Source organism: Mycobacterium sp. (assembly GCF_032162605.1).
Taxonomy (GTDB): domain Bacteria; phylum Actinomycetota; class Actinomycetes; order Mycobacteriales; family Mycobacteriaceae; genus Mycobacterium.
Map to the genome: position 1 here is coordinate 1 of NZ_JAVROT010000327.1, position 15,590 is coordinate 15,590.

The following is a 15,590-nucleotide window of genomic DNA, read 5'->3' on the forward strand; positions in this document are numbered from 1 at the left end:
TGGAACGTGGTGTGCACGTCGTATGGACCGTTCCAGCCCGTGTGGACCTCGGGATCGGCTCCGACGACGTGGTCGTAGGCCAGGACGTGCCGGAACCCGAGTTCTTCGACCCGTTCGCCATAAGCGCGGACCGCGCCGGCATCTCCGCCGAGCTCTGTCTGAGGAAAGACGACTCCTACGCGCATGTGCACCCCTTCGTTCGACGATTGCCTGGATGCACGTCAACGACGTCAGAATGGTCCCGTTGATTCCCGTGGGGACGCTATCGGTTGGAGCAGTCCAATGAGACCGTGATGTTCCGCCCGACGACGACGGGAATCAGGCGGTCGCGGCCACCCCGACCGTTCACCCGGATCAGTTCGGTTCGCTCCCGCGGATTCCGAACGCTGGTGACCACGCACTCGCTAAGGGGAGCGCTCCCGACGCGGTCGAGCTTGACGTCGAACCCCTGCGCTTCGAGCTGGCCGATCGTGACGATCGCCGAGTCCGCCGCAGTGGCTGGAATGGCAGGCAGGACGAGCACCGCGAGGGCTGCCGCGGCCGCGACTGGGATTGACAATGCGGTACGCATGACCGCTCCTCTCGTTCATGTCACTTCGGAGACGTTCCGATGGTGTTTTCGTGACTGATCGATCGTGCGGCGCAGCGACACGTCATTGCATGGAGGTTGGGTGGAGATCAGCCGGAGATCGTGGGAGCCCCCGGTGTCCTGCCCGGCGTCAGTTCGGTTGGCAGGTGGAGCCGGCGACACGCCGTCGGCGGCCCGTCGCCAAACCCGATGAATCCGCAGCGGTGTGGGGGAACCCGCCCGCGTCATCGACCACACCGGCATCCTCTCACCAATCCCTCTGCTGGCCTCCTCGGCAGGGGGCGACCTGCGTGCTGGGCCTGCTCGCCGCCCCTTCTCGGCCGGGCGAGTCGTAATCGTCGGGCCGGCCGCCCGGCGTGTCTTTCGTGGGTGGACGTCGACGATCCATGGCTCGAACGCGGTCGCCGCGCCGGGGAACTCCACCAATGCCGTTGTCTCCGTCGACTATTGAGCCGACGCTGCCCGCGGCGCCCGCGGTGCGCCGAGGCCGGGCAGTGTCGCACCGAGCCTGCCCGGCCCGTGCTCACGAAACGCATAGCGTGCAAACCGTCACCGCGTCGTGCCCAAAATGTTACGGAAGTAGAGCAGTGTTCCAGAAGTTACAGCAGTGATTGCGTTTCGTGATCCAACAGGAAGCAGAACCCATGACGGTCATCTCGGGCCTATTCGACTTTTCGGCGAAGGCTTCAACTGCACTGGCCATCTCCGTCGGCATCGTCGCGGCCGCCACCGCGGCCCCCGCAACGGCGCATGCAGACGCATCCAGCGACAGCTTCTTGTCGGCGCTGACCAACTCAGGTGTGTCAGTTGCAGATCCGAACATGGCCGTGACCATGGCGCAGTCCATCTGCCCCCTGCTCGCGAAGCCGGGCGGAAACTTCGCCTCCGTCGCATCCCAGATGGGCGGCACCAACGGCGTGTCACCCGGCATGGCCAACCTGTTCACCAGCATTGCGATCTCGATGTACTGCCCGTCCATGATGGCCTCGCTCGCCAACGGCAACTGGCTCGGCCAGGGAGCTCAGATGGGCCTTCCTGGCCTCTCGGGCCTTTCCGGCCTCGGCATTCCTGGGGTCTGAGCCACGACGGTCGTCACACTGCGCCGTAGCTCGCGCGCAACGCCTCGACGGCGGCGTCGATACTCGGAATCGTCTCAGGTCCGTAGCGGGTGACGATCTGCTCCAGTGCGCGGGTGAGGTGCGGTCCCACGACGCCGACCGCAAGCGTCTCCTCGGCGATGACGACACCACTGACGACGTGGGCGGCGTGCAGGCGGCCGTCACGGGCGACCTCATAGCGCCAGTCACCGATCTGAATGCGCTCGGGCTCCGACCGGAAGAGCCCACGTCGCGCAGGCGCGTGGATCACCCCGGGAAGCCCGGCGAACACGTTGACCACCAACGCAACTCCGCCGGGACCCGATAGTGACGCCGCAACGACGCGGGCCACCTCCTCGGAATCGAAGGTGGCCATCACCCGCTCATCGGCAGGATGAACGACGGTGTGATGGTTTCGCCGCTTCCGGTGCGCCGCACGGCGGTTCCCGACGCGTAGAACTCGACGGTGTGCATGCCCCAGGCATAGTTCGAGATCTCGAACCCGACGCCCACGACACCGTTGGCGCCGTCCCGTTCGGCCTCGGCCTGCATGCGTGACATCGCCAGTTCCCGGGCCTCGTAGTTGCCCTGCGTCCACTGCGGCATCTCGGCGTTGCGGCCGGCCTGCTTGAGGGTTTGCATGAATCCTTGCACGGCGATGTGAAAGACGCAGTTGCCCATCACGAATGCCAACGGGGTGTAGCCCGAGCGCAGCAGGGTCGTCATGTCCTGGCCGGACAGGTGACTGCTGAAGGCCTGTCCACCTGCGCGGCGGAAGGCGCCTGGCTTGGGGGTGTAGCGCACGGCGGTGCCGACGGCGATGAACTCGAGGTGCTCGCCGGTCTCGCCCTGGGCTCGCCACTCCAGTCGCACGCCGACCACGCCGTCGGCCTGCAGCGCGTCGGCTTCGGCCTGCATGCGTGCCATGGCATTCCAGCGTGCCCGGTAGGTCGCCTCGGTGAGAACCGGCAACTCCGACTGCTGCTTGATTCCGGTGAACTGGTAGCCCACGTGATAGACGGACACGCCCATGACGAGGTCGATCGGCTCGAAGCCGGCGCCGTGCAGCAGCGCGAACTCGTTGATCGAGAGGTCGGAGGTAAAGAGCTCGTCGGCGTGCGAGAGCCGTTCTCCGGCCACCGGGTCGAGCGGGTTCGGTTGCATCGACTCCCACCTTCCTCTGGGTGGGCACAGGCTAGTGCGCGATGCTGTGAACCAGGTGGGAGTTTGGACCGCCCGACTAACTGAAGTGCGTGCTCGGCCGCGGCAGGCTGGCGCCGTCGACCACGATGTCGAGCTTCTCGTTGTAGAACGCGACCAACCCGGCGATGGGTGCCACCGACGGCAGGGGGTACTCATACGTCCACGCTAGGTCGGCGTGGACGGCATCCCCCGCCTGCACCGACCAGTACCCGCTGGTCGTGCCCTTGTACGGGCACAGCGTCTGGGTGTCGCTGGGTATGAGGTGTTCGAATGCGACGTCGGTTCGGTCTATGTAATACCTTGTCGGCAAACCGGTTTCGAAGACGAGGACCGGACTGTGGGTGTCGGCGAGGGCGACTCCGTCGAGTTCCACCCTGACATGGCGGTGTGAGCGAAGGGCGTCGACGCGGGAATAGGGGTTGCGTGGGTGACCGACGATCAGCTCGTCCTCCTCGAACCACTGCACGCCGTCCCACTCGAACCGCACGAACCCGGTGACGGGCCCGTCGCCGTCAGTGTCGAAGATCCGAACCCCCGGCTTGCCCGTGCTTCCCGTGATGGAGAACAGCCGCGAAGGCCCGAATTGCACTCGCTGCGAGTGGTTTTCGTCAGTCAGTGCCGCGATGTTCACGTCACCGACGGGGATGTAGTACTGCGGGTAGTACGGCACCTCCCAGACGTAGCGCGCAGCGATCGTGTCGAAGATCAATTCGCCTCCGGCGTACCCGCGCACGCGTCGCGGTGCGGGTTCGACCCGCCCGCGCACGGCAGCCATCTGCGGATAGTCCGGATTCGTCTCTGGTGTCATGCCTCCACCATAGGATTGCGGCCACCCCCCGCACGCTCTTCTGGCCAGCAGGAGTAAACCGATGAACCTCGAGAACGACACCGCATTGATCACCGGTTCCAGCGGCGGGATCGGAGAGGAGTTCGCGCTTCAGCTCGCCACGCGCCAGGTCAACCAGGTCCTCGTCGCGCGGCGGGCCGACAAGCTGGCCGAACTTCGAAACAGACTCCTGGCGCTGCACCCCGGACTCGAGGTCGACGTCATCGCCGCCGACCTCTCCCGTCCCGGGTCGGCCGCCGAGCTCGCCTCGAAGGTGAGTGATCTCGGGCGTCGGATCGACATCCTCGTCAACAACGCCGGAGTGGGTCTGCACGGAGACTTCGTCGGCCAGGAGGCGTCGGCGAACGCCGCCCAGATCCAGTTGAACTGCGGGACGTTGGTCGAACTGACCGCGCTTTTTCTGCCGGCGATGACGCAGGCAGGACACGGTCTCGTCCTCAACGTCGCGTCCACGGCGGCGTTTCAGCCCACTCCTGGCATGGCCGTATACGGAGCGACCAAGGCCTTCGTCCTGTCCTTCACCGAGGCACTGTGGCAGGAGACGACGGGAACCGGCGTCCGCGTGCTCGCACTGTGCCCCGGCGCCACCGAGACCGAGTTCTTCGCCCGCACCGGTGAGGAATTCCTGACCAGCGGTCGGCAGACGTCGAAACAGGTCGTCGACACGGCGATGAGCGCGATCGACAAGACGACGCCGACCGTCATCTCGGGTTGGCGCAACGCCCTACTCGCCAATGGTTACCGGTTCACACCGCGACGCGTGATGCTTCAGGTTTCCCAACGGATGATGAAGGCCAACTGATCGGTCGGACGCGACGGCCATCTCAATGACCCGCATGGTGTGCGGACGCGACCTCGACGAAGGACCGAATCAGCGGGGTCGGAGCGGTTCCGCGCCACGCGACGACGAGCTGGCTCGGGTCCCGGTCGGTCACCGGGACGATTACCAGACCGCGGGGCAGCGCCTGGTTCACCGGCGCCAGCGCCGACGTGTCGTTCCACAACACCGACTGAAGGCATTCCTGGATGGTCTTCATGACGGGGAGGTCGTCGTCTGGACGCAGTCGTGCGCCGGTCCAGTAGGCCCGCCAGAGGGGATCGGTCCCCTCGGGAAGCTGCACCCATCGGCGGTCCGCCAGCTCCGCGAGCGCCACGTGTCGGCGACCGGCGAGGGGATCGTCGTCGTGCATCACCACACCAATGCGATCTGAACCGAGGACGTACGTCGAGAGTCCCGTGCCGTCGAAGGGAGTTCGGGTGAGCGCGACGTCGACCAGCCCGGTACGCAGTCCCGCGGTGGGGTCACTGAGGTCGGACTCGTTGATGACGACGTCGACGTGTGGTTGCCGACGACGGAACGCGGCGACCAGCCCGGCACCAACCTGTTCGGCGGTATCGGCAAGCGTGCCAACGGTGATGACGGCAGTACCCGACGCGCCCGCGACGAAGTATCGCAGCAGTCGCAGGTCCACGAACCGAGGATACCCATCCGGTATCGACGCAGCGAAAGAGGTCTTGGACATCGCGCGCATCCGGCGACGACCATCGATTTCATGCTGAACATCGCGTGCTTCCAATACGACACGACCCGAGCGCTGTTCGACGGCAGCGTCACCGTCGACGGCGTCGCTACGACGATGCACACCGCGGCGACCCTGCCCGAGATCTTCGAACGGATGATGCGGGGACGCGAGTTCGACGTCTCGGAATTGGGCATGACCTTCTACCTGAGGATGCTCGACAGCGGCGACGACTCCTTCGTCGCCCTGCCCGTGTTCCCGAACCGCGTGTTCCGGCATTCGTGCGTCTTCGTCAACGCCGCCAGCGGCATCGGCGACCCCGCCGACCTGGTCGGCAAGACCATCGGTGAATTCGGCACGTACGGCCAGGATTCCGGAGTGTGGGCCAAGGGAATCCTGATGGACGAGTACGGGTTCCGGCCCGAGCGGAATCGATGGGTCATCGGCGGCCTCGAGCCACCCATGCCACCCTTCGGCTTCATCCCGCACCCGCACCCGGCAGGCCTCGACGTGACGGTGGCACCGGAGGGAAGGGCCCTCAGTCAGATGCTCGAGGCAGGCGAGATCGACGCACTCTTCACGGCCAACGTCCCGCAGCCCGTTCTCGACGGGTCCCCACACGTGAAGCGGCTGTTCGGTGAATTCGAGCCCATCGAGCGCGACTACTTCCACAGGACGGGGGTCTTTCCGATGATGCACACGGTCGTCGTCAAGCGCGAGCTGCTCGACGCCGATCCGGCCATCGCCCGCCGCATCTACCGTGCCTTCCTGAGTGCGAAGGACGTTGCCGCCGAACGATATCGGCAGGGACGGCGGCTCTACGAGGTGCACAACATGGTCCCGTGGATGAACGCCCTCTTCGAGCAGAACCGTGCGTTGTTCGCCGATGACTGGTTTCCCTACGGAATGTCGGCGAACCGCACGGCGATCGACGCCTACCTCCGCTATCACCACGAGCAGGGCCTGTCGCCACGACGCTGGACGGCCGACCAGGTCTTCGCCACCGAACTGCTCGACTCGTGACCCTGAAAGTCGTTGGGCTGGAGGTACCGCGCTGTCGCGGTACCTCGAAGACTCGAATCGCAGCGAGGTCGATCAGGGGTGGTCGGGTCGGGCAACTGGGAACGTCTTCGAGCTGAAATCCGCAGGTAGTCGTGCAGAGACGACGTCGATATCGCACCACGTGTGCGAGCATCGGCGGATGAGCTCGCAAGACGACCCCGAGGCGCGCATCCGGGAACTCGAACGCTCCCTCAGCGACCGGACATCCGAACTGACGCAGAGCTCGTCCGAAACGGGGGCGGGACAGTCCGGCGGCCGCTACGTCAACGCGCCACCCCCGCCGTACACCGCCCCACGACCGCCGTACACCGCCCCGCCGTCCTCTTACGGCGTGCCGTTCCCGCCCGGGCAGGTAGCGTCATCCGGCGGAACCGGTCGCGGGTGGCTGGTGTTCGCGGTGCTGGGCGCGATGATGGTGGCGATCATGGCAGGCGTCGTCATCTTCGTCTCGAACGTGTTCTCGAGCGTCAACTCGGTCATCGACACCTTCGACGGCAGCCCGACCGCGTCCGGAGGGGGCGGGCCCTTCGGCGGGCCGTCCGGCGGCGCCAACCGACCCCCGGCGCCCACTGCCGCCTCGACGGTGGAGGTCGCTCCACCCGGTGGCGACATCAGCGTTGCGGGAGTGGGGGGCGACAAGACCATCGCCTGCAACGACACCGTCGTCAACATCAGCGGCGTGAGCAATACGATCGTGCTCACCGGACAGTGCCGAAGCGTCACGGTGTCCGGCGTTCAGAACACCGTCACCATCGACGCCGCGGCCACCATCAGTGCCTCCGGCTTCGAGAACCGGGTCACGTTCCTGACCGGCACGCCCGAAATCCAGAGTTCCGGCGCCTCGAACGTCGTTGAGCGAGGGTGACTGCGTCCTCGGGATTGATGGGAAGCCTCACGGAAAGCTAACGGCCACACTGAATTCCAGTGGCCGGCCCGCCGACCTCGGGGATGAATCATCGACGGACCGAGCCGCTCCTTACAACGCCGACGGGCACCGAAAAATTCTCTGCTGACGGGACGGGTGCGGGCGACTGCCGCCGCTGTAGGTTCGGTGGGCGCCGACGACGGTGCTCAGGCGGTCGGCGGTAATGGCCTCCGCGGCCCACTCCTGGGGATGCGCCACGGCGAACGCGGGGTGAACGCCATGGGTACGGCGAACGGAAGCCATCGAATGTCGTAGTGTTCATCACGCCACACCGGTCTCAATTGCCACACGCGTCAGATTCGCGCCGCCTTGGCCGGAAATTTGCTGTCGTGTCGCCATGTGATCTACCGCTCACTTTCAAGGCCAAAGGTAAGAGTTCACTACCTGAAGCACTTCCGACGAGTGTTCACGCGAGATTGCCAACGCGGATGAAAGCACAGGCAGAGGATATTATTGGCATTGCCAAACAAACATAACGATGTCATAACGGAGAGTTTCCTAAGCAAGACCTGAGAGGTTGGCGGGACCTTTGCGGGGTGCACCTCCGCGGCATTCTGGAACGCGATCATTCGTCGCTACACTCGATTCAGACCACGCCCCCGCTGGGGCGTCGAACAGATCGAATCTATTGCCGGCCCGAGTGATGCTGGCGGAGGTGCCGAGGAACATGGCTAACGCTTTTGCGCGCTCGAACAACGTCACGGTAGGCAATCGGGACGTCGCCCTGCTGCATACGATCAGGGTAGGGCGTGGCCCGATCTCCGACATCGACGTCGACGCCTACACCGTCGTGGTGACCAATTTCGGCGACAACTCGATCGCCGTTCTCGACCCCGACACGCTCGTCCTCCACGGCGGCGTCTTTGCCGGCCAGCCCACGACCGTCGCGGTGGCGGACGACCGCGCCTTCGTCGCCGTTTCCTCTGCCGGGTACGACGCGATCGCCGTGATCGACACCAACAACGGCGACGTCATCAGGGAGTACCCCCTCGCCTTCAACGTGACGGTCGTCGTCGCCAGCTCGGACGGCAAGCGCATCTACGCGGGTCGTGCGGGCGATGACGGCGTCGACGTCGTCGTCATCGACGTCACCGCTGAGCGCGTCGGCACGATCTACATCGCCAAGGGCGCTGACGCCACCATTGATGCGCTCCGTCTCGACGCGTCCGGCCGCCGACTCTTCGTGGCCGTGTCCGACGCCCGCAGCAGTCGGTTGCTGACGGTGGACGTCGAATCTTCGCGTGTCCGGCGCACTTTGGAGATCGGCGCCGCGATCCGGGGGCTCGAAATCGGCGTGGACGGCTCCGCTTACGTGTTGACCTCGGACATCGCCGACGGTGGCGTGCTGTACTTCGTCGACCTCGTCAACAACAAGATCACCGGAACGGTGAGGGTCGCCGAGGCTCCCACCCAGTTGGCGCTCAGCGTCGACGGCACCCGTGCATACGTGGTCGACTACGGCCACGTTGCCATCGTCGACACCGATGGCCGGTCAATCGTCAGCACCGTCTCGGTGGGCGCACGGCCGTCTGCGATCGCCGTGAGCGTCGATCGGCTGTACATCGCCGACTACGACGGTGGCGTCAGCGCCTACGCGGTGGAGACGCCGACGCCGATGCTGTACTCGCAGTTCGTGGCCGCGCCCTCACTCGTCGCGCCTGCGATCCGCGAGCTCGCGCCTGCCGGCGTCTGAGGCCGCTCCGGAAGACCGGAGCCCTTGATCGACTTCGCGACGTTCAGCGCCACTGGTAGCGGGTCTTCGGTCGACCCGCCCCGCCGTAGTCGGTATTCCTGGTCACGGTGCCGTCGTCGGCGAGCCGTTCCAGGTATCGCCACGCGGTAACTCGCGATACGCCAACCCGTTTCGCAACCTCGTCGGCCGTCAAGCCATTGGCGTTGTCGCGGACGGCACGCGCGATGTCGTCGTTCGTCTGTGGGGCGACGCCCTTCGGCGCAACGGATCTGTCTCCTGCGACCCTCAGCTCCGACAGTGCCCGGTCCACCTCCTCCTGGCTGGCGGCGTCGACACCGGCGGGCAGTGCCGAGCGGTAGCGCCGGTAACGCTCGAGCCGGTCCCGAAACGCGGCGAAGGTGAACGGTTTCAGCAGATAGGCGAGCGCACCGTGGGCGACCGCGGCGCGCACCATCTCCAGATCGCGCTCGGACGTGATGGCGATGATGTCCGGCGCCGGCCGCAGCCCGGCGAGTGCCGAGGCCAGACTGATGCCACTGGCGTCGGGCAGCCCCAGGTCCAGCAGCACCAGATCGATGGGTGTCTCGGTCGCGGCCGCCGCCGCCGCCGTCTGCATGGCCTCTCGCGCGGTATGAACCACGCCGACCGCCGAGAAGTCTTCCAGCCGAGCCAGATACGTTCGATGCGCCTCCGCAATGAGGGGATCATCCTCGACAATGAGCACGGAGATCATGACGGCACCGTCACCGTGACGACGGATCCGTAGGTCACGTCAGCGGTCAACTTCCCGTCGTGGCGCCGCACCACCTGCGCGACCAGTGCCAGACCCAGGCCATGCTGTTCTGGCTCGATCCCGGTCTTGGTCGAGTAGCCGCGCTGCATGGCCCGTTCGAAGGACTCGGCGTCCATTCCCGCACCGCTGTCGGCCACCCGCACGAGCAGCTCGTGCTCGTGCAGTGCGACCGTGACCTCCACCCACGGGTCCGTGCGGTCGCACGCATCCATCGCATTGTCGATCAGGTTGCCCAGCACGGTGACCATCTCCTGCGACGACAGTGGCACGTCGTCCCCGTCCGACGGCAGGTGGGTGTCCTCGGTGATCGTCAGCGGGATGCCCCGCTCGTCGGCCTGGGCCGACTTGCCCAGCAGCAGCGCCACCAGGGCGGGTTCACCGACGTCGTGCGACAGGCGGTCGACCAGCCGCTGGGAGAGGGCCAGCTCGTCGGTCGCGAACCTGACGGCCTCCTCCGGTCGGCCCATCTCGACCATGGTGATCACGGTGTGCAGCTTGTTGGCCGCCTCGTGTGCCTGCGCGCGCAGCGAGTCGGTCAGGATCTGCAGCGAGCTCAATTCCCCCAGCGCGCCCTGCAATTCGGTGCGGTCGCGCACGGTGACCACTTCCGAATGTGCCGAATCCGCGACGTGTGAACGGTTGACCACCAGTACCCGTTGGTCGGTGACGTGCACCTCGTCGCGTGCGCCCGGGGCGTAGGCGCGAAGGAACTCGGGCAGGTCCGTCGGCACCACCGGGCCTGCGGGGAGCCCGAGCAGACGGCGCGCCTCGTCGTTGATCAACACCACCCTGTCACGGTCGAGCACGACGAGCCCCTCGGACACCGAATGCAGGATGGCGTCGTGGTGTTCGTACATGACCCGCAGTTCATCGGGCCGAAGTCCGTGCGTCTGACGCAGCAGTCGACGCCGGATGGCCCACACTCCGACGAGCGAAAGTGCTAGGGCTCCAAGGCCGACGGCGGCGATCATCGGCCACTGGTCACGCCAGCGCTGCGCCAGCGTCTGCTGCGTGATGCCCGCGGAGACCAGTCCAACGACGGAACCGGATGAGTCGCGCACCGGCGCGATCGCACGGATGGACGGACCCAGTGTCCCCGTGTACACCTCGGTGAACGTCTCGCCGCGCAGGGCGGGTTCGATGGTCCCGAGATAGTGCCCGCCGATCTGGCTCGGATCGGTGTGGGTGAAACGTGTTCCGTCGGGCGCCATGATCGTGATGAACGCGATGTCGGTGTTGGTGCGCACCGCCTCGGTGACCGGTTGCAGAATCCCGGTCGCCCTTCCGGATTCGATCGCCTGTGCGGTCGAGGGGGAGTCGGCCAGTGCCGTCGCGATGCTCACCACCTGCTGGCGGGCGGCGGAGTCGCCGTCCTGGCGTGCGTCGAGCAGCGCCAACGCGCTGCCGACGAGCACCACCACGGCGATCACCGCAATCTGGAGCGCGATCGCCTGTCCGGCCAACGAGCGTGGCCACCACCTGCGCATCGGACCTCCGGAACATCGGGACGTGAACGTAATGAACTAAAGGGTGACCTGGGTCACTTATGAGAAGACCATCCTTGCAGACCACATTCGTCGCTCGACAGTACGTTCAAGGAGATTCGGCCATGACAGAGCAGCTGGACACGTCCTCCCCGCCCAAGAAGCGGGACCGCACCCATTGGCTCTACATTGCGGTCATCGTCGCCGTCGTCGCAGGCGTCGCGGTAGGCCTGATCGCCCCCGACGTCGGCAAGAGCGTCGGCGTGCTTGGCACGATGTTCGTCAGCCTCATCAAGATGATGATCGTTCCCGTCATCTTCTGCACGATCGTGCTCGGCATCGGAAAGGTTCGCGCCGCGGCGACGGTCGGAAAGGTCGGCGGGCTCGCGTTCGTCTACTTCCTGGCGATGTCGACCGTCGCGCTCGCGATCGGTCTCGTCGTCGGAAACCTGCTCAGCCCGGGCACCGGCCTCAACCTCTCCGCGACGTCGGACAAGGGGAGCCAGCTGGCCGAAACCGCCCACGAGGCCGGCGGTCTGATGGAGTTCATCCAGCACATCATTCCGACCTCGCTGTTGTCGTCGCTGACCGAGGGCAATGTGCTGCAGGCCCTGTTCATCGCCCTCCTCGTCGGGTTCGCACTGCAGGGCATGGGCACTGCGGGTGAAGGCATTCTGCGTGGGATCGAGGCGGTGCAGAAGCTGGTGTTCAAGGTGCTCGCCATGATTCTGTGGCTGGCCCCGATCGGCGCCTTCGGAGCGATCGCGAACGTCGTCGGTCAGACCGGCTGGAGCGCCGTCACGCAGCTGCTGACGCTGATGCTCGGTTTCTACCTCACCTGCATCGTCTTCGTGTTCGGCGTGCTTGGCGTGCTGCTGCGTGCGGTGGCGGGGGTGTCGATCTTCCGGCTGGTCCGGTACCTGGCCCGCGAGTACCTGCTGATCTTCGCGACCTCGTCCTCCGAATCGGCCCTGCCCCGCCTTATCGCGAAGATGGAGCATCTGGGCGTCGAGAAGACGACGGTTGGCGTGGTCGTCCCGACCGGCTACTCGTTCAACTTGGACGGCACGGCGATCTACCTGACCATGGCTTCGCTGTTCGTCGCCGACGCCATGGGCAAGCCGCTGGCCATCGGCGAACAGATCTCGCTGCTGGTGTTCATGATCGTCGCGTCGAAGGGTGCGGCCGGAGTCAGCGGCGCCGGCCTGGCCACGCTTGCCGGCGGCCTGCAGAGCCACCGTCCCGACCTGCTCGACGGTGTCGGCCTGATCGTGGGCATCGACCGGTTCATGTCCGAAGCGCGGGCGGTCACCAACTTCTCGGGCAACGCGGTAGCCACGATGCTGGTCGGCACGTGGACCAAGACGATCAACCGGGCCAAGGTCGACGCGGTGCTCAGCGGTGACGACCCGTTCAACGAGTCGACGATGGTGGACGATCACGAGTCTCGCGCCGAAGATCCGACGCAGGTGAAGGTCCCTGCGTCGGCGTAGGGCGCGCAAATGAAGGACCCGGTCGGATCGCTCCGGCCGGGTCCTTCTACGTGCGCAACGGCTCAGCGAAGCCTGGTCGGCGTCAGCAGACCAGTGAGACCGAGATCGTCTGGCTGGTCACCTGCGGCACCAGGAAACTGCGGTCGCCGTTGCGGCCGGGGCCGACGTAGGGCACCAGTTGCGAGACGGTCTGCGGGTTGCGGACGCTGGTGACCGTGCACTTGTCGATCGGCGCGGTACCGATCTTGTCGATGTTCACCGTGTAACCCTGGGACTGAAGCCGGCTGATCGTCTCCTGGGCCGTCTCTGCGCTCGCCAATCCCGCCGGCGCCAGTGCGGCTCCGCATACCCCGATGGTCACCGCGGCGACCGCCCACTTCGTGCGCATGAGGCGCCTTCCTGTCATGTTCATGGCAATCATCCACCATGGACAGCTCCAGTGGAACTCGATTGCTTCCCGACGAGCGCTTGCGCGAGGAGCATCGTCAGCGCGAGCAGTCCAGCGACACCGAGATCGAGCGGCTGACGACGACCTCGATGATGCGGTACTTGCGGTTGCCGTTCGCGTCTCGCTTGCCGTAGTAGTCGCGGATGTTGCGGGTCTGAGTCTGCGGGTTGCGGACGCTGGTGACGACACAGTCGTCGATTCGCGCGCTACCCACCCGGTCGACGTTCACGATGAAGCCCTCGGACTCGAGCTGGGCGATCGTCGCCTGCGCGGTCTGTTCCGCATGGGCCACGCCGGAGGAAACGGCCAGCGAAACGCACACTGCTGCGGCAGGAGTGACGAAAGTGGCGAGAATGGAGGATGGACGCATGGGCGCCCCCTATCTTCGGAGGGATCCTTCATCCGTTCATCGCCGCAGGCGGCGGATTCGTTGCACGGTCGCCGAACGGCTCTCGTCGAACCGCCAATTTCGGCCGTCGCCGCCACTAGCATCGCGGCCAACCCAGGGAAGGATCGTCACATGCAGAGCACGATGCAGGACGTCCCGCTGACCATCACGACGATCATGCGCTACGCCTGCGAGGTGAACGGCGATCGCACGGTCACCACTGCGATGGGCGACGGCCGCTACCGCACCTGCACCTACCGGGAACTCGGCGAACAGATCGGCAGGCTGGCCAACGCGCTTCGCCAACTCGGCATCGACGGTGACGACCGGGTCGCCACGTTCATGTGGAACAACGCCGAGCACGTCGCGGCGTATCTGGCGGTGCCGTCGATGGGTGCGGTGCTACACACTCTCAACATCCGGCTGTCGCCGGAACAGATTGCCTACATCGTCAACGAAGCCGAGGACGAGGTGATCATCGCCGACCTGTCGCTGACGGCCCAACTGGTCCCGGTGCTGCCGCTGCTAAACACCGTGCACACCGTGATCGTGGTCGGCGACGGCGATCTCGCGCCGCTGATCGAGTCGGGCAAGACCGTGCTTCGCTACGACGAGACGCTGGCCGCCCAGTCGCCCGAGTTCGACTGGCCCGTCGTCGAGGAAACCTCGGCCGCTGCCATGTGCTACACCAGCGGTACCACCGGTAACCCGAAAGGCGTTGTCTACAGCCATCGTTCGAGCTATCTGCACGCCATGAGCACGTGTACGGCCAATACTCTCGGCATCGGCGCCGAAGACTCGGTGCTGCCGATCGTGCCGATGTTCCACGCCAACGCCTGGGGATTGCCCTACGCCGCGCTGATGGCGGGCGCCGACCTGGTGCTGACCGATCGGTTCCTCGACGCGAAGTCGATCATCGACGTCGTCGAGACCGCCAGGCCCACCATCGCGGGTGCGGTGCCGACCATCTGGAACGACGTGATGCACTGCCTGGAATCCTCACCAGGACGCGACGTCTCGTCGCTGCGACTGGTGTCGTGCGGTGGATCGGCGGTGCCGGTCTCGCTAATGAAGGCCTACGAGGAGGAGTTCGGCGTCCAGATTCGCCAACTGTGGGGGATGACCGAAACCTCGCCGGTGGCGACGATGGCCTGGCCGCCACCTGGCGCGTCGGAGGAGGAACACTGGGCGTTGCGCGCCACGCAGGGCAGGCCCATGTGCGGTGTCGAGGTCCGCATCGTCGACGACGCGGGCGACCCGCTACCAAACGACGGCAAGGCGGTCGGCGAGCTCGAGGTCCGTGGCCCCTGGATCACCGGTTCGTACTACCGCAACCGCGACGACTCCAAGTTCGCGGGCGGCTGGCTGCGCACCGGAGACGTGGGGCGCATCGACCCACTGAGCTACGTGACCCTCACCGACCGCGCAAAGGACGTCATCAAGTCCGGCGGCGAGTGGATCTCGTCGGTCGACCTGGAGAACCACCTCATCGCCCATCCCGCGGTGTTGGAGGCCGCGGTCGTCGGCGTGCCCGACGAGCGCTGGCAGGAGCGGCCGTTGGCGGCCGTCGTACTCAACGACGGCGCCGAGGCCACCCCGGCGGAGTTGCGGGAGTTCTTGGCGGACAAGGTTGTTCGCTGGTGGCTGCCCGAACGCTGGACGTTCGTCGACGAGGTGCCGCGCACCAGCGTCGGCAAATATGACAAGAAGACCATCCGCGCCAGGCACGCCGACGGTGTCTATGAGGTGATCGAGTACCGCGACTAGCGTCCTCGCCCTTTCTCGCCGAAATAGCAATCCCTGTCGTTAAAGCGGTCGCTTAGTGGTCGCGAACATAATTACAGTGACGTAATTTGGTCCCACACTTCCATACGGTTCCGTGAGATGGTTCCCTTGACGAAGGGAGCAGCATGCCACGAAACAGCCCATATAACATCGCCCTGGCCGAAGCCGAGCGCGGAGAACTCGAAGCTCGCGCGCGTCGATATACGTCATCGTATTCGGAAGTCGTGCGGGCCCGGATCGTGCTCTACGCCGCCGAAGGCCTG

The 15,590-nt window shown here is 65.8% G+C and carries 16 protein-coding genes and 1 pseudogene; 7 read left to right on the top strand and 10 right to left on the bottom strand.

Annotation, left to right across the window (positions count from 1 at the left end; translation table 11 throughout):
• A pseudogene (locus QOI01_RS18750) lies at positions 1 to 185 on the bottom strand (LLM class F420-dependent oxidoreductase); the annotation flags it as partial.
• A 77-nt stretch (positions 186 to 262) separates the two neighbouring features.
• Positions 263 to 571 (bottom strand): hypothetical protein, encoded by a 309-nt coding sequence (locus tag QOI01_RS18755; protein ID WP_526383544.1) that lies wholly within the window; start codon positions 569 to 571, stop codon positions 263 to 265.
• 662 nt (positions 572 to 1,233) lie between these two features.
• Here QOI01_RS18755 and QOI01_RS18760 point away from each other — a divergent pair.
• Entirely contained in the window at positions 1,234 to 1,668 is a 435-nt protein-coding gene (locus tag QOI01_RS18760; protein ID WP_526383546.1) for a DUF732 domain-containing protein, read from the top strand.
• Between the two features lie 13 nt (positions 1,669 to 1,681).
• Here QOI01_RS18760 and QOI01_RS18765 read toward each other — a convergent pair whose 3' ends face one another.
• From QOI01_RS18765 to QOI01_RS18775, 3 genes are all read right to left on the bottom strand, one after another.
• Positions 1,682 to 2,062 (bottom strand): DUF5073 family protein, encoded by a 381-nt coding sequence (locus QOI01_RS18765; RefSeq protein ID WP_526383548.1) that lies wholly within the window; start codon positions 2,060 to 2,062, stop codon positions 1,682 to 1,684.
• Complete coding sequence (locus QOI01_RS18770; RefSeq protein WP_526383550.1) at positions 2,062 to 2,850, bottom strand: heavy metal-binding domain-containing protein; 789 nt, start codon at positions 2,848 to 2,850, stop codon at positions 2,062 to 2,064. Before QOI01_RS18770 ends, QOI01_RS18765 begins: the two co-directional genes overlap by 1 nt.
• 76 nt (positions 2,851 to 2,926) lie before the next feature.
• Complete coding sequence (locus tag QOI01_RS18775) at positions 2,927 to 3,697, bottom strand: DUF427 domain-containing protein (protein ID WP_526383552.1); 771 nt, start codon at positions 3,695 to 3,697, stop codon at positions 2,927 to 2,929.
• A gap of 61 nt (positions 3,698 to 3,758) precedes the next feature.
• On the opposite strand from QOI01_RS18775, the gene QOI01_RS18780 reads away from it, so the two are divergent.
• Positions 3,759 to 4,538: an SDR family NAD(P)-dependent oxidoreductase gene (locus tag QOI01_RS18780; RefSeq protein ID WP_526383554.1), complete on the top strand. Its 780-nt coding sequence runs from the start codon at positions 3,759 to 3,761 to the stop codon at positions 4,536 to 4,538.
• Positions 4,539 to 4,560: 22 nt separating this feature from the next.
• On the opposite strand, the gene QOI01_RS18785 is transcribed toward QOI01_RS18780, so the two are convergent.
• Positions 4,561 to 5,208, bottom strand: a complete 648-nt coding sequence (locus QOI01_RS18785) for a LysR family substrate-binding domain-containing protein (protein WP_526383556.1) — start codon at positions 5,206 to 5,208, stop codon at positions 4,561 to 4,563.
• A gap of 81 nt (positions 5,209 to 5,289) precedes the next feature.
• Here QOI01_RS18785 and QOI01_RS18790 point away from each other — a divergent pair, with 81 nt between their 5' ends.
• The 3 genes from QOI01_RS18790 (at position 5,290) to QOI01_RS18800 (ending at position 8,936) form a co-directional block, all read left to right on the top strand.
• Positions 5,290 to 6,279, top strand: a complete 990-nt coding sequence (locus QOI01_RS18790; protein ID WP_526383558.1) for a substrate-binding domain-containing protein — start codon at positions 5,290 to 5,292, stop codon at positions 6,277 to 6,279.
• Between the two features lie 178 nt (positions 6,280 to 6,457).
• Entirely contained in the window at positions 6,458 to 7,183 is a 726-nt protein-coding gene (locus QOI01_RS18795; RefSeq protein ID WP_526383560.1) for a DUF3060 domain-containing protein, read from the top strand.
• Positions 7,184 to 7,910: 727 nt separating this feature from the next.
• Complete coding sequence (locus QOI01_RS18800; protein WP_526383562.1) at positions 7,911 to 8,936, top strand: MmpL3/TtfA transport complex stabilizer; 1,026 nt, start codon at positions 7,911 to 7,913, stop codon at positions 8,934 to 8,936.
• A 43-nt stretch (positions 8,937 to 8,979) separates the two neighbouring features.
• Here QOI01_RS18800 and QOI01_RS18805 read toward each other — a convergent pair whose 3' ends face one another.
• Together QOI01_RS18805 and QOI01_RS18810 are read right to left on the bottom strand one after the other, a co-directional pair.
• Complete coding sequence (locus QOI01_RS18805) at positions 8,980 to 9,669, bottom strand: response regulator (RefSeq protein WP_526383564.1); 690 nt, start codon at positions 9,667 to 9,669, stop codon at positions 8,980 to 8,982.
• Positions 9,666 to 11,216: an ATP-binding protein gene (locus QOI01_RS18810; RefSeq protein WP_526383566.1), complete on the bottom strand. Its 1,551-nt coding sequence runs from the start codon at positions 11,214 to 11,216 to the stop codon at positions 9,666 to 9,668. Before QOI01_RS18810 ends, QOI01_RS18805 begins: the two co-directional genes overlap by 4 nt.
• Positions 11,217 to 11,338: 122 nt before the next feature.
• On the opposite strand from QOI01_RS18810, the gene QOI01_RS18815 reads away from it, so the two are divergent.
• Positions 11,339 to 12,706, top strand: a complete 1,368-nt coding sequence (locus QOI01_RS18815; RefSeq protein WP_526383568.1) for a dicarboxylate/amino acid:cation symporter — start codon at positions 11,339 to 11,341, stop codon at positions 12,704 to 12,706.
• 82 nt (positions 12,707 to 12,788) lie between these two features.
• On the opposite strand, the gene QOI01_RS18820 is transcribed toward QOI01_RS18815, so the two are convergent.
• Together QOI01_RS18820 and QOI01_RS18825 are read right to left on the bottom strand one after the other, a co-directional pair.
• Positions 12,789 to 13,094, bottom strand: a complete 306-nt coding sequence (locus tag QOI01_RS18820; protein ID WP_526383570.1) for a hypothetical protein — start codon at positions 13,092 to 13,094, stop codon at positions 12,789 to 12,791.
• A 97-nt stretch (positions 13,095 to 13,191) separates the two neighbouring features.
• Positions 13,192 to 13,524: a hypothetical protein gene (locus QOI01_RS18825; protein ID WP_526383572.1), complete on the bottom strand. Its 333-nt coding sequence runs from the start codon at positions 13,522 to 13,524 to the stop codon at positions 13,192 to 13,194.
• 150 nt (positions 13,525 to 13,674) lie between these two features.
• Between QOI01_RS18825 and QOI01_RS18830 the strand changes: the two genes are divergently transcribed.
• Positions 13,675 to 15,309, top strand: a complete 1,635-nt coding sequence (locus tag QOI01_RS18830) for a long-chain fatty acid--CoA ligase (protein ID WP_526383574.1) — start codon at positions 13,675 to 13,677, stop codon at positions 15,307 to 15,309.
• Positions 15,310 to 15,590: the final 281 nt, after the last annotated feature.